At 69.9% G+C, this 17,983-nt stretch carries 16 protein-coding genes; 11 read left to right on the top strand and 5 right to left on the bottom strand.

The features are described from left to right. Positions 1-50 precede the first annotated feature (50 nt). The 7 genes from ACFQ4H_RS01385 to ACFQ4H_RS01355 all read left to right on the top strand — a co-directional run bounded on the left by ACFQ4H_RS01385 (position 51) and on the right by ACFQ4H_RS01355 (position 6,326). Positions 51-941, top strand: a complete 891-nt coding sequence (locus tag ACFQ4H_RS01385; RefSeq protein ID WP_377565962.1) for an acetaldehyde dehydrogenase (acetylating) — start codon at positions 51-53, stop codon at positions 939-941. Then, positions 938-1,966 (top strand): 4-hydroxy-2-oxovalerate aldolase, encoded by a 1,029-nt coding sequence (gene dmpG, locus ACFQ4H_RS01380; protein ID WP_377565960.1) that lies wholly within the window; start codon positions 938-940, stop codon positions 1,964-1,966. Before ACFQ4H_RS01385 ends, dmpG begins: the two co-directional genes overlap by 4 nt. Positions 1,967-2,004: 38 nt before the next feature. Then, complete coding sequence (locus ACFQ4H_RS01375; protein ID WP_377565957.1) at positions 2,005-2,991, top strand: methyltransferase; 987 nt, start codon at positions 2,005-2,007, stop codon at positions 2,989-2,991. Then, positions 2,991-3,776, top strand: coding sequence for a 2-keto-4-pentenoate hydratase (locus tag ACFQ4H_RS01370; RefSeq protein ID WP_377565954.1), 786 nt, complete (start codon positions 2,991-2,993; stop codon positions 3,774-3,776). Before ACFQ4H_RS01375 ends, ACFQ4H_RS01370 begins: the two co-directional genes overlap by 1 nt. A gap of 61 nt (positions 3,777-3,837) precedes the next feature. Continuing rightward, positions 3,838-4,056: a hypothetical protein gene (locus ACFQ4H_RS01365; RefSeq protein ID WP_377565952.1), complete on the top strand. Its 219-nt coding sequence runs from the start codon at positions 3,838-3,840 to the stop codon at positions 4,054-4,056. Next, entirely contained in the window at positions 4,053-5,348 is a 1,296-nt protein-coding gene (locus ACFQ4H_RS01360) for an aspartate aminotransferase family protein (protein WP_377565950.1), read from the top strand. Before ACFQ4H_RS01365 ends, ACFQ4H_RS01360 begins: the two co-directional genes overlap by 4 nt. Before the next feature lie 51 nt (positions 5,349-5,399). Beyond that, a complete protein-coding gene (locus ACFQ4H_RS01355; RefSeq protein ID WP_377565948.1) occupies positions 5,400-6,326 on the top strand; it encodes an ornithine carbamoyltransferase in 927 nt (308 codons plus the stop codon). Between the two features lie 51 nt (positions 6,327-6,377). Here the strand turns inward: ACFQ4H_RS01355 and ACFQ4H_RS01350 are convergent, their stop codons facing one another. Both ACFQ4H_RS01350 and ACFQ4H_RS01345 read right to left on the bottom strand, forming a co-directional pair. Continuing rightward, complete coding sequence (locus ACFQ4H_RS01350; RefSeq protein ID WP_377565946.1) at positions 6,378-6,677, bottom strand: hypothetical protein; 300 nt, start codon at positions 6,675-6,677, stop codon at positions 6,378-6,380. A gap of 42 nt (positions 6,678-6,719) precedes the next feature. After that, entirely contained in the window at positions 6,720-7,529 is an 810-nt protein-coding gene (locus tag ACFQ4H_RS01345) for a hypothetical protein (RefSeq protein WP_377565943.1), read from the bottom strand. Positions 7,530-7,712: 183 nt separating this feature from the next. Here ACFQ4H_RS01345 and ACFQ4H_RS01340 point away from each other — a divergent pair, with 183 nt between their 5' ends. Continuing rightward, positions 7,713-9,107 carry an acyl-CoA synthetase gene (locus ACFQ4H_RS01340; RefSeq protein ID WP_377565940.1) on the top strand — a complete coding sequence of 465 codons (1,395 nt, stop codon included), beginning with the start codon at positions 7,713-7,715 and terminating at the stop codon, positions 9,105-9,107. A 52-nt stretch (positions 9,108-9,159) separates the two neighbouring features. Here ACFQ4H_RS01340 and fusA read toward each other — a convergent pair whose 3' ends face one another. The 3 genes from fusA to ACFQ4H_RS01325 all read right to left on the bottom strand — a co-directional run bounded on the left by fusA (position 9,160) and on the right by ACFQ4H_RS01325 (position 14,659). Next, on the bottom strand, positions 9,160-11,256 hold the full coding sequence (fusA, locus tag ACFQ4H_RS01335; RefSeq protein ID WP_377565937.1) for an elongation factor G: 2,097 nt from the start codon (positions 11,254-11,256) through the stop codon (positions 9,160-9,162). 462 nt (positions 11,257-11,718) lie between these two features. After that, positions 11,719-13,044 carry an amidase gene (locus ACFQ4H_RS01330; RefSeq protein WP_377565934.1) on the bottom strand — a complete coding sequence of 442 codons (1,326 nt, stop codon included), beginning with the start codon at positions 13,042-13,044 and terminating at the stop codon, positions 11,719-11,721. Positions 13,045-13,135: 91 nt separating this feature from the next. Beyond that, complete coding sequence (locus ACFQ4H_RS01325) at positions 13,136-14,659, bottom strand: class I adenylate-forming enzyme family protein (RefSeq protein WP_377565931.1); 1,524 nt, start codon at positions 14,657-14,659, stop codon at positions 13,136-13,138. A 144-nt stretch (positions 14,660-14,803) separates the two neighbouring features. On the opposite strand from ACFQ4H_RS01325, the gene ACFQ4H_RS01320 reads away from it, so the two are divergent. From ACFQ4H_RS01320 to ACFQ4H_RS01310, 3 genes are all read left to right on the top strand, one after another. Further along, positions 14,804-15,967 carry an acyl-CoA dehydrogenase family protein gene (locus ACFQ4H_RS01320; RefSeq protein ID WP_377565928.1) on the top strand — a complete coding sequence of 388 codons (1,164 nt, stop codon included), beginning with the start codon at positions 14,804-14,806 and terminating at the stop codon, positions 15,965-15,967. After that, positions 15,967-16,716 (top strand): enoyl-CoA hydratase/isomerase family protein, encoded by a 750-nt coding sequence (locus tag ACFQ4H_RS01315; protein ID WP_377565925.1) that lies wholly within the window; start codon positions 15,967-15,969, stop codon positions 16,714-16,716. The genes ACFQ4H_RS01320 and ACFQ4H_RS01315 overlap by 1 nt, the downstream gene beginning before the upstream one ends. A 117-nt stretch (positions 16,717-16,833) precedes the next feature. Next, positions 16,834-17,982 carry an ABC transporter substrate-binding protein gene (locus ACFQ4H_RS01310; protein ID WP_377565922.1) on the top strand — a complete coding sequence of 383 codons (1,149 nt, stop codon included), beginning with the start codon at positions 16,834-16,836 and terminating at the stop codon, positions 17,980-17,982. Position 17,983 lies beyond the last annotated feature (1 nt).

Here is a 17,983-nt window from a genome sequence, read left to right as displayed (position 1 = left end):
CGGATGCCGGCCGCGCCCGCCGGGCGCGGCCGGGCGAGAGGAAGAACTGGATGAGTACCCATACGAGCCCGCCACCACTTCGGGTAGCGATCGTGGGCACGGGCAACATCGGAACCGATCTGCTGTTGAAGGTCGAGGCGTCCCCCCTGCTGAAGTGCGTCCTGTTCGCCGGACGCCGCGCCGGATCACCCGGAATCGAGCTGGCCGACAGCCACGGGGTGCCCACCAGTGTGGACGGGATCGACGCGATCACCGCCCGCGCCGAGCACATCGACCTGGTCTTCGACGCGACCTCGGCCGAGGACGCCACCCGCCACTGGTCGCTCATCGCGCCCACCGGGCTGCCGTTCGTCGACCTCACGCCGGCGCACCTCGGGAAGTTCTGCGTGCCGGCCCTCAACCTGGACGACTGCCTCGACGAGCAGTACCTCAGCATGGTGACCTGCGGGGGACAGGCGGCGGTTCCGATGGCCCACTGCATGGCGGAGGCCGCGGAGGGGATCGACTACCTGGAGATCGTCTCGGCCAGCGCCTCGGCCAGCGTCGGCCCCGCGTCCCGAGCCAACCTGGACGAGTACGTGCACACCACCGAGCAGGCGACCATCGAGTTCTGCGGCGTGCGGCGTACCAAGACCGTGCTGGTCATCAATCCCGCCGAGCCCGGCATCGTCATGCGCAACTCCATCGCGGTGACGACCGCCGAACGAATCGACCTGGACGCCCTGCGCGCGTCCGTCGGCATGATGGAGAAGCTGATCAGGTCGTACGTCCCCGGCTATCGCGTCGTCGTCCCGCCGGTGGCCGCCGGAGACCGGGTCACGATCATGGTGGAGGTCGAAGGCCGAGGCGACTGGTTCCCGCGCTACGCCGGCAACCTCGACATCATCACGTGCGCCGCCCTCGCGGTCGCGGAGGCCCGGGCAGAACGGGGACGGTCATGAGCGGCGCACCGAAACTCAGCATCTGCGACACGACCCTGCGCGACGGCAACCACGCGGTCGCCCACCAACTCGGCCGCGCGGACATCAGCGCCTACGCGCGGGCGGCCGAGGCGGCCGGTGTGGACGTCGTCGAGGTCGGCCACGGCAACGGACTCGGTGCCTCGTCCATCCAGGTCGGCATGGCCGCGCTCAGCGACGCCGAGATGCTGCGGGCCGCCAAGGCCGAGCTGCGTACCGCCCGGCTCGGCGCGCTGTCCATCCCCGGGTTCGCCAGTGTCGAGCGCGACCTCAAGCCGGCGCTGGACTGCGGCGTGGACGAGGTCCGGGTCGGAGCGCACTGCACCGAGGCGGACGTCACCCGGCAGCAGATCACGATGCTGCGGGCAATGGGCGTCACCGTCAAGGGAATGCTGTTGATGAGCCACATGGCGTCCGCGGCGAAGCTGGTGGAACAGGCCCGCCTCATGCAGAGCTACGGCGCCGAGGCGGTCGTGCTGATGGACTCCGCCGGTGCGTACACGCCGGAGAAGGTCCGAGAGAAGGTCGGCGAACTCGTCGAGAACCTCGACATCGCCGTCGGTTTCCACGCGCACAACAACCTTGGCATGTCGGTCGTCAACAGCATGACGGCGATCCAGGCCGGGGCCACCATCGTCGACGTCACGGCGCGCGGCTTCGGCGCGGGCGCGGGCAACGCACCGATCGAGCTCGTCGCGGCCAACCTGCATGTCGACCAGGTCGAGAGCGGCATCCAGCTCTTCGGCGCGCTGGACGCGGCCGACGTGGCACAGGAGCGTTTCGTCAAGCACGTACCCACCAACGACAGCGTCACCATCGCCAGCGGGATCGCCGGCGTGTTCTCCGGGTTCGCCGCGCCGGTGCGGCGCGCGAGTGCCCGCTTCGGCGTCGACCCCCGCAGGATCCTGCTGGAGCTGGGCAACCGGCGGGTGGTGGCCGGCCAGGAGGACATCATCATCGAGGTCGCCATGTCGCTGGCCGCCGATCAGGTCTTGAGCCAGGTGTGAGCGGCCGTCAGATCGCATCAAGTGGTGTAGGAGGAGCAATGCAACGCCATTCCTCGCTCGACGACGCGGCCGACCTGGCTGCCGTTGCCGCGCTGCTGCAGATCGGCGCGGAGATCGGAGTGGACCAGCTGCTGGACTCGGGCGGCACGTTCAGCGCCGCCGATCTGGCCAAGGTCGCCGATCTCCCACCGGCCGGCGTGGACGACTACCTTGCCGCGCTGGTCGCCGCCGGACTGGTGGTCGGCGCGGATAGCCCGAACCGGTTCCAGGTGGCCGAGGACTACCCGGACCGGCGGTACGCGGCCGGATACGTGTCCTGGGCCATGAGCGCGAACGGTCCGTTTCTCGCCAACGCCCGGCAGTTCCTGACCGACCGCGACGCGGCCGCCCGGGTCCATCGGCGGGACGGACGCCGGGTGGCGGTCAGCTCGCGGTGGATCGGCGAGCGGGCGTTCTACCCGCCGATCGTCGACCGGGTCGTCTCGGCCGGTGCCTCGCACGTGGCCGACCTCGGTGCCGGTGCCGGCGGGTTGCTCATCAAGCTCCTCGGGCAGGACCCGGCGCGTACCGGGGTGGCACTCGACTGCAGCGGTGCCGCGTGTGCCGCGGCGCGGGAGGCCGCCGTCACCGCAGGGGTGAGCGACCGGCTCCAGGTCGTCGAGCGTACGGTCGAGTCCCTCGTAGACGATCCGGGACCGGTCGAGGGCACGAACGCCGTACTGGCGTGCTTCGTCATGCACGACATCGTGGCGGACGCGGCGGTGGCCAAGGCCGTCCTGGGCGCGTGCCGTGACGCGCTCGCTCCCGGTGGGTTCATGGCGGTCGCCGACGCGATCTCCTACGCGTCCGACCCCGCAGAGCGAAGGTTCAGCGCGCTCTTCACCTACCTGCACGCCAGCTTCATGAGCGTGACCCTCCCGGCCGAGCAGCAGTGGCTGGACGCGTTCCAGGCAGCAGGCTTCTCCAGGACCGACTGCGTGCCGCTCGGTGTGCCCGGCGGCCGGCTCTTCGTGGCGGTCAAGTAATGGCGAGCACGCTGTCTCTCCACCGCGAACTCGCGTCGGAACTCTGGACGGCGGCACGGACCCTTCGTGCCGTGCCGCCGATCTCGGCCCGGCATCCGGAGCTCGATCTGGCGGACGCCTACGCCGTCCAGAGCGAGCTACGCGAGATGGATCTGGCGGCCGGTGCGGTCCTGGTCGGGCTCAAGATCGGTGCGACGAGCGAGGCGATCCAGTCGATGTTCGGCATCGACCATCCCGACTTCGGCTACCTGACCGACCAGATGGTGCTGCACGACGGTGCCGACCTCGACCTGAGCCGGTTCATCGCGCCGAAGGTCGAGGGCGAGGTCGCGTTCCGGTTCGCGGAGGACCTCACCGGCCCGGACGTGACCGCGCACGACGTGCTGGCCGCCACCGCAGAGGTCCTGCCGGCGCTGGAGGTACTCGACAGCCGGATCCAGGACTGGCGGATCGGCCTCGTGGACACCGTCGCTGACAACGCCTCGTCGGCGTTGGCCGTGGTCGGCGCCGGCGTGCCGCCCGACACGATGGACCTGGCCGACGCGCGCATGGAGTTGCGTAGCCGCCACGTCGTGCAGGAGGGGCGGGGCTCGGCCGTAATGGGACATCCGGCCGAGTCCGTGGCATGTCTGGTCCGCATCCTGTCCGGGTTCGGCACCGGGATCAGGGCCGGGCAGGTCGTGCTCTCCGGCTCCTGGGCGGCGGCCGTGGACCTCGTGCCGGGTGACACCGTACGGGCCTCCTTCGGTGCCCTGGGGTCGGTGTCGCTGACCACCCGCAGCTGACGTGATCCGGGGCCTCCGGGCCCCAGCATCAGCGGCGGCTACCGCTGTCGAGGGCGACCAGGTGCAGCCCCGAGAGGTCGGGGTTGCCCCGGTCAACCACGAGCCACGTCTGCGACGGGTGACCGTACACCCGGATCCCCGGCGACCACTTCCTTGTCATGCGCCCCCGCACATCGCCCGCCTGGCCGGCCTGATCGCCCGCCTGCTGGTCGGGGAGTACGCACCTGACGACCTGTTCGACGACGAGGCGACTACGACCAAGGAGACCCCGGACCGATGACCATTCTGGTGGACGAGACGGTACCGCCACACAACGCGGCCTACGACTTCTCCCTCTTCGAGGCGATGGAGTCGGAGGTGCGTTACTACTGCCGCAAGTTTCCGGTGGTGTTCGACCGCGCCCGGGGCGCCGAGCTCTACGCCGAGGACGGCCGGATGTTCACCGACTTCTTCTGTGGTGCCGGCACCTTGAACTACGGCCACAACCATCCCTACCTCAAGCGTCGTATCACCGAGTACCTCGCCCGGGACGGCGTGATGCACGGCCTGGACATGTACACCGTGGCGAAGCGGACCTTCCTGAGCCGGCTCGGCGAGCAGGTGCTGGCCCCGCGAGGGCTGGACCACAAGGTGCAGTTCTGCGGTCCGACCGGCACCGATGCGGTGGAGGCGGCACTGAAGGTGGCCCGTCGGGCCACGGGACGGCGTGGCATCGTCTCCTTCACCGGGGCCTACCACGGCATGTCCCGTGGGTCGCTGGCGGTCAGCGGTGGCCGCCGGGCCCGCGCCGCCGGGCAGGTGGGCACGGCCGATGTGACGTTCGTGCCGTACGAGGACGGTCCGGCGGGACCGTTCGACTCGATCGGCTACCTGGAGCGGATGCTCTCCGACCCGTCGTCGGGGTTGGACATCCCGGCCGCGGTGATCGTCGAACCGTTGCAGATGGAGGGCGGGGTGTACCCGGCCTCGGCCGACTGGCTGCGCCGGCTGCGTGAGTTGACCACCCGGTACGGTGTCCTGCTCATCTTCGACGAGATCCAGTCCGGCTGCGGACGGACCGGCACGTTCTTCTGCTTCGAACATGCCGGCGTGGTGCCGGACATCATCACCGTCTCCAAGGCGATCGGCGGGTACGGGCTGCCACTGTCGATGGTGCTGTTCCGACCGGGGCTCGACGTCTGGTCACCGGGGGAACACACGGGTACCTTCCGGGGCAACCAACTCGCCTTCGTCGCCGGTGCTGCCGCCTGTGAACTCTGGGGGCAGGAGGGATTCCGGACCACCGCCGCAGTCGGTGCCCGGCGTCTGGAGCGGTTCGGCGCCGAACTGCGCGACAGCGATCCGGCGATCACCGTCCGGGGGCTGGGCATGGTCCTCGGCATCGATCTGCGGGCGGCCGGCGGCACCGAGCGGGCCGAGCGGATCCAGCGGCGCTGCTTCGAGACCGGGCTGATCGTCGAACTCTGCGGACGCGACGACGAAGTGATCAAGGTACTGCCGCCGCTCACCATCGATCTCGCCCGGTTGGAGCGGGGCCTGACCGTACTGCACCGGGCCATCCAGGTCAGCTGACACCGCCCCACTCCTGATCCGCCACCACCGCGTCCATTCTGGAGGAAACCGATGGACCGACGACCTCGTCGCCATTTGCTGTCGATCGCCGACCTCAGCGACGCCGACCTGCGGTACCTGGTCGGCCGTAGCGCCGACTTCGCCGCCGGCCGGATCCGCCCCGCCGACCAGTTGCGGGGCCTGGTCACCGCTGTCTACTTCCGCCGTACCTCCACCCGTACCCGGACGGCCTTCTCCAGCGGTGCGCTGCGGCTGGGGTCGCAGCTGATCAGTTACGGCCCGGGTGACCTGCAACTGAACACCGGGGAGACGATCGAGGACACCGCCCGGGTGTTGTCGGGGATGGTCGATCTGTTCGTTGCCCGCACCGCCGACCCGGTCGCCGAGTTGCGCACCCTGGCCGCCCAGCACCGGATGGGGGTGATCAACGCGATGAGCGCCGAGGAACATCCGACCCAGGCGTTGGCCGACCTGAGCACCATGACGCAGTGGTTCGGCCGGGTCGACGGACTCCGGGTGCTCTACGTGGGGGAGGGCAACAACAGCGCGGCGGCGTTGGCGCTCGCGTTGAGTCGGTTCACCGGTACGCGGCTCCAGCTGCGTACCCCACCGGGCTATGGCCTCGATCCGGGTGTCCTGGCCACCGCCGAGATCGCCGCGAAGCGGACCGGTTCGACGGTCGTCGAGGCACATCACATGACCGACCTGCCGGAGGTCGACGTCATATACACGACCCGCTGGCAGACCACCGGCACCAGCAAGGCGGACGCCGACTGGCGACGGATCTTCGCACCGTTCCAGGTCGACGGTGCGGTGCTGGCGGCCAGCCCACAGGCGGTGTTCATGCACGACCTGCCGGCACACCGAGGTGAGGAGGTCACCGCCGAGGTGCTCGACGGTCCCCGGAGCATCGCGTTCAACCAGGCCGAACACAAGCTGTTCAGTGCACAGGCGGCGTTGGAGTGGTGTGCCGGCTGACCGTACGGCGTAGGCAGGCGGCGAGGTGACAGCCACGCCCTCGCCACCCAGCTACCCTGGCGGCAGGCGCAGTCGGGCGATCCGCCGTTCACCGTCCATCGCCCGCATCGCGCGGGCGAGGGTGCCGGCGTGCAACTCGTTCTCGCCCCGCTCACGCATCGTTTCGGCGACCGTGCCGATCGCTCTCGCCTCCGCCGTCAGGGCCTGCGCCGCCAGCAGGCAACCCATGACGTCGAAATGGCCGCTGTCCCGGGCCGGGTTGAGCCGTACGACCAGATCCACGATTCGTAGGTAGCGCTCCACCAGCTCCTGCTCGGCGCGGGTCAACGCGGGGAGTTCTTCGTCAGCCATGCGAGGACGATGCCATCCGGAGGTTACCTCCTCGGTGTGCCCTCAGGGCTGTGCCACCCTGTCGGCGGCTGGGGCTTCAACGACGATCGCTGCACCGTAGTCGGAGAACAGAACCTTGGCGTCGAACAGCATCACCGCTGTCGACGAGTTGACTTCCAGCCGTACCGGCCGCCCCTCGGGCGAGAGGTACAGCGACAGTTCCATCGACACCATGTCACCGATCCGAGCCGCCCATGCCGTCATCTCCGGTCCGGCGCCGTCGGTCGTCAGGTTCCAGGTGGCCATGTACTTGGTCGTGGTGACGCCATCGACCGTGGCGGGAGCGCTGGTCAGGTCCGGCACGTCGGCCACGCCCTGGCCAAGGATGAACAGCGGGTCGAGCAGCTTGGACATGGTCATGGCCAGCCACTCGGGGGGAACGGCGACATCGAGCTTGGCCCGCGTGGCGGGGTTGGTGGAGAACCACTCCTTGCCCGCCGGCGGTTTCCACCGCGACGACCGTGCGAAGGCCCGGTCGCCGACGGTGCGAAGTTCACCCTCGATGTTCTTGTTGTTGCGTTCGACGGTCGTGCTCGGCTGGTAGGTGTAGGTGAGGGACACTCCATGTCCCACCACGACATCGGCCCTACCGCTCAGGCCTCCGCCGAGCACGGTTCCGCCCGACTGTCTGAACTCGATGGACGCCCGCAGTGTCCGAGCGTCCCGGACCGCTGCCGCTGCGGCCGTCAGCTCGGTTGCTGCACGGTGTACCGGCTCGTCCTCGGTCCGGCCGAGGCTGCCGCAGCCCGTGGTGAGGAGGACGGTTGCCACTACGACGACAGCGGCCCATCCCCGACGGTACGCCCGAGTCATGCCGCTCCCGTCATGGCATCTCGTCCGGTCAGCCGACGGAGCCTAACACGCCTTTCCATCCGGTAACGGTGGCGCAGCGGAGGTGGTCGTGGACCACCGGATCCCCGACCACCGGCCCCGATCCGTCGGCGATCCGTTCCGACCGGGGGTATGCCGGGACGCGTGGTCTGGGACCATCGTCGAATGCGGTTGCTGGAGGCGTTACCCGGGGACGATCTCGATGCTGCGGTCGCTGCGCCCGATGGCGTCCTCTCCCGGCACGAGCTGCTCGGCTGGGCCGCCGCCGTGGCCGCCGACCTGCACGGGGCCAGCATCGCCGCGGTGCACGCCACTGCGGGAGTGTCCACCATCGTCGCCGTCACGGCAGGGCTGCTGGCCGGGGTGCCCGTCGTGCCCGTACCTCCCGACGCCGGTCAGCTCGAGCGGGCCCACGTCCTGGGTGATTCAGGTGCCGTGCTGATGCTCTCCGACGATCGTGCCGCAGCCCAGGGCAGTGACCTTCCGGTGGTGCCGATCACGAGGCGGGGCCGGTCCGGCAACGTGCCACCAGAGCCTGCCGCCGACCGCCCGGCGCTGGTGCTCTACACCAGTGGCACCACCGGACCGCCCAAGGGCGTGGTGCTCTCCCGGGCCGCCATCGCCGCCGATCTCGACGCGCTCGCCGCCGCGTGGCAGTGGACCGCCGAGGACACCCTCGTGCACGGGCTTCCGCTCTACCACGTACACGGTCTGGTCCTCGGTGTGCTGGGTGCCCTGCGCATCGGCTCCCGGCTGGTCCACACCGGCAGACCCACCCCCGAGGCGTACGCCGCAGCGGGCGGCAGCCTCTACTTCGGCGTACCGACGGTGTGGTCCCGGGTCTGCTCGGCACCGGACGCCGCCCGGCAGCTGCGGTCCGCGCGGTTACTCGTGTCCGGCAGCGCGCCGCTGCCGGTCCCGGTCTTCGACGACCTGGTCGCCCTCACCGGGCAGGCTCCCGTCGAGCGGTACGGCATGACCGAGACCCTGATCACGGTCAGTGCCCGGGCCGACGGGGAACGCCGCGCCGGACACGTGGGACTGCCGCTCGACGGCGTACGTAGCCGGGTGGTCGATGACAGCGGCGGACCACTTCCGGCTGATGGCACCTCGATCGGTCAGCTCCAGGTCCGTGGCGCGACCCTGTTCGACGGCTACCTGCGTGACGGCAGGGCCGAGCTGCCGCCACTGGCCGACGACGGTTGGTACCCGACCGGTGACGTCGCCACGATCGGTCCCGACGGCTGGCACCGGATCGTCGGACGGGCCTCCACCGACCTGATCAAGACCGGCGGTTACCGGGTCGGCGCCGGTGAGGTGGAGGACGCCCTGCTGCTGCATCCGGCGGTTCGCGAGGCGGCGGTCGTCGGCACGTCGCATCCGGATCTGGGGGAGCAGGTCACGGCGTATGTGGTGGCCGAGCGGGTGCCGCCGGACGATCTGATCGCGTTCGTCGCCGAGCGCCTGGCGGCGCACAAACGGCCTCGGGTCGTACACCTGGTCGACGAACTGCCCCGAAACGCGATGGGAAAGGTCCAGAAGAGCCGGCTGCGTCCCTGACGGGCGGGGCCTGACCAGTGTGGTCGGCCCCGCCCGAGGGTTCCGGTGTGGGTCACCGAGCCGGTGCCGGGGCAATCCGGGAGGTGGGTGCCGGAGCGTAGCCGGTGGCCCGGGTCGTGAAGGTGCCACGGCCCTGGGTACGGCTGCGTAGCCGGGTGGCGTAGCCGAACAGTTCGGCCAGCGGCACGGTCGCGGTGACGATCACCGTGCCGGCCCGGGTCGTGGTGCCGGTGACCCGGCCACGCCGGGCCGCCAGGTCACCCAGCACCGCGCCCACGAAGTCGTCGGGGACGGTGACGGTGACCTCGACCGTCGGTTCGAGCAGGACCATCTCACAGGCCCGTAGCGCCTCCCGCAGGGCGAGCCGTCCCGCCGTACGGAAGGCCAGCTCGGAGGAGTCCTTCGGATGGGTGGCACCGTCGGTGAGGACGACCCGTACCCCGGTCACCGGGTGTCCGCCGAGCGGGCCGTCACCCAGGGCGTCCCGGCAGCCGGCCTCCACCGCTGCGACGTACTCGCGGGGGACCCGACCACCGACCACCCGGGACTCGAACGCGAAGTCCGTGCCGTCGGGCCGGTCACCGGTCGTGCCGTCCAGCGGATGTACGTCGAGCACGACGTGGGCGTACTGACCGGCCCCGCCGTCCTGTTTGACGTGCCGGTAGAGCAGGCCAGACACGCCACGTACGGGGGTCTCGCGGTAGGCCACCCGGGGACGGCCGACGACGAGATCCAGCCCGTGGTTGCGACGGATCTTCTCCACGGCCACCTCCAGGTGCAGTTCCCCCATGCCGGAGAGCATGGTCTGACCCGTTTCCGGGTCGTTGCGTATGGTCAGTGACGGGTCCTCCTCGACCAGTCGGTCCAATGCCGTGGCCAGCCGGTCGGTGTCCGTACTCCGACGGACCTCGATGGCCACGTTGACGACCGGATCGGCAACGGTCGGCGGCTCGAGCTGAACCGGGGCCCCGGGGGCGCACAACGTACCTCCGGTCCGGGTAGTCTTCAGCCCGACGACCGCAACGATGTCGCCAGCGGTTGCCCGGTCGATCTCGGTGTGCCGGTCGGCCTGCACCCGCAGGATCCGGCCGATCCGCTCGGTAAGTCCGGCGGTCGTGTCGAGCACGGCGTCCCCCTTGGTGATCGTGCCCGAGTAGACCCGCAGGTAGGTCAGCCGCCCGGTGGGTGTCGCGGTGACCTTGAACGCGAGGGCGGCGAACGGGGCGGCCGGGTCGGCCGCCCGTTCCTGGTCGGTGCCGTTCCAGTTGCCGCTGACCGGCGGCAGGTCCACCGGCGCGGGCAGGTAGTCGACCACCGCGTCGAGCAGGGGTTCGATGCCCCGGTTGCGGTACGCCGATCCGCAGAGCACCACCAGCCCGGTTCCGGTCCGGGTCAGCTCCCGGAGCGCGGCGACCAGGGTGGCGTTGGACAGCGACGACGTGGTGCAGAACTCCTCCAGCGCGTCCGGATGCAACTCGGCCACCGCCTCCTCCAACGTGCGCCGCTGCGCCCGGGCCTGCTCCTCCAGCGCCGATGGCACCGGCACCTCCTCGTACGAGTCACGTCCGTCGGTCCAGATCCGTGCCCGCATCCCGATCAGGTCCACCACCCCGGTGAACTGCTGTTCCCGGCCGATCGGCAGCTGCACCACCAGTGGGGTCACCCCCAACCGGGCGCGGATCGACGCGACCGCCGCGTCAAGGTCGGCGCCGGCGCGGTCGAGCTTGTTGACGAACGCGATCCGGGGTACGTGGTGCCGGTCTGCCTGCCGCCACACCGACTCGGTCTGCGGCTCGACCCCGGCGACCCCGTCGAACACGGCAACCGCCCCGTCGAGTACGCGCAACGACCGTTCCACCTCGTCGGCGAAGTCGACGTGGCCCGGGGTGTCGATCAGGTTGATCCGGTGTTCCCGCCAGGTGCAGCTCACCGCAGCGGAGAAGATGGTGATCCCCCGGTCCCGTTCCTGTGGGTCGAAGTCGGTGACGGTCGTTCCGTCGTGCACCTCGCCCCGTTTGTAGGTGGTGCCGGTGCGGTAGAGGATCCGTTCGGTGATGGTGGTCTTTCCCGCATCGACGTGGGCGAGGATGCCGAGGTTGCGAAGACGTGACAGCGGTTCGAGGGCAGGACGGCGCAGCTGGGTACGCACGGTGGGAGGCCTTTCGAGAGGGTGGTCGACGGACGGCGAATGTCCGGACGACACCTCGGACGAGATCGGCGGTGGTCCCGTGGAGCTTCGCGGGAGACGGGCCGAGATGGACCCCGCCGTCGTCCAGCCAGGACGGGCGACGCAGCAGGATCAGGAGGGTGTCGTCACGGACGTCCGGTACCGGCCGGGCGGCGGATACCGGACACCGGGGAAGACACCAGAATCACCTCGTACCGTGACGAGGGAATGACCACAGCGGTGCGGTAACGCACGACTGCCTCCCCTCACCGGTCACGACAACGCATCGGCAGATGCCGGGACGCGTTCGATAGACCAAGACCATACGTAGACCACCCGGGGTGGTAAACCGAATAACCGGCCGCATCGCAGGATCGGTGCTGGACGGCCAGCCGTAAGGCCGCCCGGTCCAGCAGCAGCGTGCCCAGACCTTCCACGGCTCCGTCAACGGCATCCAGCTTCAAGACGGGCCATTACGTCGAGTACGACGGCATCCTCCCCGGTACGTCCGACGACCTGCACACCGGCGGGCATGCCGTCGTCGGCGAGCCCGACGGGCAGTACCCCGGCCGGCTGGCCGGTCAGGTTGAACAACAGGTTGGTGCGTACGTGGGCGTCGGCCACGCTCAGCGTCTCGCCCCCCAGGTCGAGCGGGTCGGTCGGGAGTGCCCCGTACGGAGCCGGGGTGCAGACCAGTCCGGGGGTGAGCAGCACGTCGACGTCGTTCATCAACGTCCGCATCCGGTCGGTGATCACCGTACGGCTCCGGCGGGCCTCGGCTACCCGGTCGGACGGCAGGTTCCGGGCGATGTCGAGGAACGACTCGACGTCCGGGGAGACGAGTTCGGGCCGCTGCTGCGCGGCCGGACCGTGCACGGCCAGTGCCTCGGCCAGCAACAGCGTCATGCCGGTCTCGTTCGCCTCCGCCAGATCCGGCAGATCCAGTTCGGTCACGGTGAGCCCGGCCGACCGTAGGAACCCGGCGGCAGCGGTGACCGCCTCGGCTATCCCGGGCGAACAGGGGTGCAGCAGGCTGGCGACGAGGCCCACCCGTGGGGCTGCCGGCACCGCGATGGTCGCCGCCGTCGGTTGGAGTACGGCATGGAGCAACTTCAGGTCGGTTACGGTGCGGGCCATCGGTCCGACGTGGTCCAGGCTCGGGGCCAGTGGGATCACGCCGGCGCAGGATTCGGCCCGGTAGGTGGGTTTGAGACCGACGACGCCGCAGGCGGCGGCCGGGATACGGATGGAACCACCGGTGTCGGTGCCCAGCGCCAGCGGTACCTGCCGGGCGGCCAGCGCCGCCGCGGAGCCGCCCGAGGAACCACCCGGAATCCGGTTCCGGTCGAGGGGGTTGCGGGTCGGTGGGGTGGTGGCACCGAGGGCGAGTTCGTGGCTGTTGGTCTTGCCGACCACGAGCGCCCCGGCAGCGGTGATGCGGCTGACCACCATCGCGTCGACGCCGGGAATCCGGCCGGCGTACAGGCGGGAACCGCCCTCGGTGGCCAGCCCGGCCGTGTCGATCACGTCCTTGACGCCGATCGGGATGCCCAGCAGGGGTGGGACGTCCCGATCGGTGTCGAACATTCGGGCGGCTACCTCGGCGTCACGTCGGAAGGCCGGGTTGAGGCGGGTCCATGCCCGGAGGTCGCCGTCGGTGGCGGCGATCCGGGACAGCACCGCGTCCGCGACGTCGACCGGTGTGAAGTCCGAACGCCGGAAGCCGGCGGCCAGCTCGCTGGCACTCAGGTTGGTCAGTTCACTGGGCATGGCGGGTCCTGGGGCCGGGGGAGGAGCGGGCGTGGTCCCGGCGACCGGGTCTCGGGGAGACAGCTCCCGGCCGGTCGACCGATGGTGCCGGTCACGGCGTGATCATCGTACGGAGTTCCCGCTTGAGGACCTTGCCGGAGCCGTTACGGGGGAGTCGGTCCAGCACGTGCCAGCTCTTGGGGACCTTGTATCCGGCGATTCGGTCACGCAGGTAGGTCTCGATCACCGCCGGATCCAGCGTGGCGTTCGGCTTGGCCACGAGCCAGGCCGCGACACTCTCGCCCCACTGCTCGTCCGGTACGCCGGCGATCGCCACCTCGGCGACACCGGCGTGTCCGAGGAGGATCTCCTCGATCTCCCGGGGGTAGATGTTCACCCCGCCGGAGACGATCATGTCCTTCTTCCGGTCGACGATGCTGATGAACCCCTCGTCGTCCATGATCGCGACGTCCCCGGCGCTGACGAAGCCGTCCTCGGTGAGGCATTCGCGGGTGCCGGCCTCGTCGTCGAGGTAGCCGTTCATCACGTACGGGGACCGGGAGTAGAGTTCGCCGGCCTCGCCCCGGGCGACCGGATTGCCGTCGGCGTCGACGAGTCGTACCTCGGTCATGAACCAGGGCTTGCCGACCGAGCCGGCCCTGCGGGCGGCGTCCGCCGGCCGCAGGTCGGAGACCACTCCGGCCTCGGTGGAGCCGTAGAGTTCGTGGATTCCGACCCCGGGGAAGCTGTCCAGGACCCAGTGTTTCAGCGGTACGGGTAGCGCGGCGGCATTGAAGTAGAGGGTGTCGAGACTGCTCAGATCGGTCGTTCGCAGCAGATGTTCGCTGTTGTCCCGCAGATGCTGTGCATGGGTGGGCACCATGAACGCGGACTGGATGCCGTACCGGGCGACCGCGTGCAGCATCGCCTCCGGATCCCACTTCCGCTGCACGACGACGGTGCCGCCGGTATGTACGGCGGAGTAGCCGAAGGCGAACCCGCCGCCGTGGTAGAGCGGGGCGACGGCCAGGCTGCGGCGGCCGACGCCGAGGCCCCACTCGAGGGCGGAGGCGTAGAAGGTGAGCGCCCGTGACCGGTGGCTGAGCATGACGCCACGGGGCTTTCCGGTCGTTCCGGAGGTGTACGCGATGCAGAAGGGGCTGTGTTCGTCGACGGTGATGCGCGGGTCGTCGTCGCGGGCTGCGGCGAGGGCGGCTTCGTAGCCGGGGCCGGACGTGGTCCCGCCGATGGCCCGGACGACCGCCATCTCGGCGAGTACGGTAGCCGCCTGGTCGCCCAGCGTGTCGTCGAGGAGCAGTGCGCGGGCGTTTGAATGTCTGATAATTAGCTCGACTTCGGCGGCGGTGCTCCTCGGGTTGAGTGGCACCATCACCAGTCCCGCGAGAGCGACGCCAGCCGCGATCTCGAAGTACTCGGCGCGGTTGCCGAGCAGGATCCCGACCCGGTCACCCGGGCGCAATCCGTGCCCCAGAAGATCCTGCGCAAGCCGTCTGGCCCGCGAATATACGGCTCCGTACGTCAGCTCGAGGTCGCCGTCGACGACCGCGACGGTGTCCGGGGTAGCGAGCCCGAACTCGCGCACACCGCTAGCGATGGACAGGTGCCAGGAAGGCATGGCGCGCTCCTCACGACGGGGTTCTGGGCTGTCGCGGATCCGGTCCGTGGAGGGGGTTCCCGGAAAACACCTGAAGTTTTACCGTAGGTTCGCCCCCCAAGGCCAGAGCTAGCTGGCCTTGATCCAGTCCTTGGGAGTCTTTCTGTGTCATCTGTTGCCCTTTCCCTGACCGAACCGGACACCACGCGGCTGCTGAGGGAGACGGTCGCGGCCGTCTGCAAGCCGTACGGCCACGAGTACTTCGTCCGCCAGTGCCGGGAGCGGCAGAACCCCCGTGAGCTGTGGCAGGCGCTCGGCGAGGCAGGGCTGCTCGGGGTGGCCATCCCGGAGGAGCACGGGGGCGGCGGCGGCGGGATCGCGGACCTCGCGGTGGTCACCGAGGAGGCGGCGGCCTCCGGTGTGCCGCTGATGCTGTTGGCCCTGTCGCCCGCCGTATGCGCGGCAACACTCGTTGCGCACGGTAGCGAGGAGCAGAAGCAGCGTTGGCTGCCCGGCCTTGCCTCGGGCGAGTCGGTGATGGCCTTCGCGATCACCGAACCGGACGCGGGGTCGAACTCGCACAACATCGCCACCACTGCGGTCCGTACCGACGACGGCTGGGTGCTGCGCGGCCAGAAGTACTACGTCTCGCACGTCGACAACGCCCAGGCGATCCTCGTCGTTGCCCGGGTGGTGGCCGACGACGACACCGCCGGCCTCTCGCTGTTCGTCGTCGACGTCGACGCGCCGGGGCTCACCCGGGCCGAGATCGAGGTCGAGATGGTGTCGCCGGAGCGGCAGTTCACCCTCTGGTTCGACGACGTACGGATCCCGGCGGACGCGGTGGTCGGCCGGCCGGGCGGCGGGTTGGCGGTGCTGTTCACCGGTCTCAACCCCGAACGCATCGGCAGTGCGGCCCTGCTGACCGGCATCGCCCGGTACGCGCTGGGCAAGGCTGCCCGGTATGCGACACAGCGGCAGGTGTGGGGGGTGCCGATCGGTGCTCACCAGGCGGTGGCGCACCCGCTGGCGCGGGCGGCGGTGCAGACGGAGCTTGCCCGGCTGATGACCGCCAAGGCCGCTGCCCTCTATGACGCCGGCCTGGACGCGGCGGAGGCAGCGAACATGGCCAAGTTCGCCGCCTCGGAGGCGGCCTCGGCAGCCCTGGACGCCGCGATCCAGACCCACGGCGGTAACGGGATGGCGACCGAGTACGGACTGGCGACGCTGCTGGCATTGGTCCGGTTGTTCCGGATCGCGCCGGTGAGCACTGAGATGGTGCTCAACCACATCGCCCGACGCACCCTCGGCCTGCCGAAGTCGTACTGATGGGAACGTCCGTACCGACCGCCCAGCCGGCTGACTGGACCGCCGGCCACGTGGGCGACCGGATCCGTACGACCCGTGCCGGTGGCGTGCTGGACGTGGTCCTGGACCACGGGCCGGTCAACGCGCTCGACCTGGAGGCCTACCGGGAACTTGCGCAGTGTTTCGTCGAGGTGGGCCGGGACCCGGGGCTGGAGGTGGTCACCCTCACCGGGGCCGGTCGGCACTTCTGTGCCGGTCAGGATCGTGCCGACACGGGGCGGCTGACCGCCGATCCGGCGGGCTACCTCGGGCAGGCCGGGCAGGCGGTGGAGGCGGTGCTGACCTGCCCGCTGCCGGTGGTCTGCGGGGTTGCCGGCGCGGCGGTCGGCACTGGCCTGATCCTGGCGACGTCGGCGGACGTGCTGATCGTGGCCGACGACGGGATCCTGAGCCTGCCCGAAGCCCGATTCGGGGTGGTTGCCGGCTACGCCCACCTGGCGCAGCAGGCCGGGCCCGGCCTGGCCCGGTTCGCGGTGTTGACCGGGCGCCCGATTCCGGCCCGGTTGTTGGAGCCGGCCGGGGTCCAGGTGGTCGACCGGGCCGGCATCGGATCGGCGGTCGCCGCTGCCGTGTCGGAGATCCTGATGGCTCCGGCAGGCATCGCACGGCAGGTCAAGGCTGGTTGGCTCACCGATCGGCGGCGGCTGGCCGGGGAGTACCTGGCCGAGTTGGAGCGGACCCTCGCCGCCGACGCCATCGGGTTTGTCTGAAGATTTGGCCGGGATTTCGGCCGTACAACTCTTGCAGTGCCTGCTCACGTTCCCTACCGTTGCCTAACCATCGGACCTTTTCCGCTCAGGCTCAGGTCGTCACCCCCGGAGGACCACATGTTCCGACCCCGCCTAGCGCGTGTCGCTGCCCTTGCCGCCATTGCCGTGACCGCCCCGTTGCTAGCCGCCTGCGGCGGCGACGGGGCGGCTGACGATGGCAAGATCCGATTCGGCGTCATCAACTCCATGACCGGCGGCTACGGTGCCGTCGGCAAGGAGGAGATCGCCTCGATCAAGCTCGCCATCGCCGAGATCAACGCTGCCGGTGGCGTCAACGGCTCGCAGTTGGACGTCGTGGTCGTCGACGACCAGGGCTCCGTCGCGGAGGCCACCGCCGGCTTCAAGCGCCTCGCGGTCCAGGAGAAGCTTCCGGTGATCTTCGGCCCCGGCATCACCGCCACGTCCGAGGCGGTGGCCCCGCTGGCCGACCGCAACGGCGTCACCCTCATCAACTTCGCCTCCCAGCCCGAGATCACCGAAGGCCACAAGGGCGTCTTCCAACTGCTGGGTCCCCAGCGCTCCGTCGCCCACGCGATGGTCAACCACGCCGCCGACAAAGGGCTGACCCGGGCGGCGATCCTGCACATCAACGACCCCTTCGGTACCAACGGCTCGAAGTACATCAACGAGAAGGCCAAGGAGCGGGGCATCAGCATCGCCTTCGAGGACTCCTGGAACGCCGACGCGTTCAACTTCTCCGCACAGGCCAGCAAGTTGATGTCCGCCAACCCGCCGCTGCTGTTCATGTACGGCTCGGGCGGGACCTCCAACGGACAGATCCTCAAGGCCATCCGGGACGCCGGCTACAAGGGAGTCATCCTCGGTGACCTGACCTTCGCCACCGGGGGACTGTCCTCCTCCGCCGGCCCGGCCGCCGAGACCATCGTCTCGTTCTCGCAGATCAACTACGCCAACCCCGACGAGGTGACCGCCCGCTACCTGTCGGCCATCCAGAAGGAGCTCGGCAAGCCCGCGGCGTCCTTCGCGGCCACTGGCTACGACGCCGTCTACCTGCTCAAGGCGGCCATCGAGAAGGCCGGTAGGTACGAGGCCGAGGCGGTCCGCAAGGCGCTGGAGAACAACCTCGGTTTCTCGGGCGTGCTCGGCAAGCAGGAGTACACCCCGGAGTACCACGCCGGCCCCGGTGCCAGCGTCTTCGTCCCGGTCCAGCTCAGCGGCGACAAGTTCGTCTCGCCCACTTCCTGAC

Origin of the sequence: Micromonospora sonneratiae (assembly GCF_042679305.1) — a bacterium.
Classification (GTDB): domain Bacteria; phylum Actinomycetota; class Actinomycetes; order Mycobacteriales; family Micromonosporaceae; genus Micromonospora_H; species Micromonospora_H sonneratiae.
Note: the sequence above shows the minus strand (reverse complement) of the source record. Positions and strands in the feature narration are given on the sequence as shown.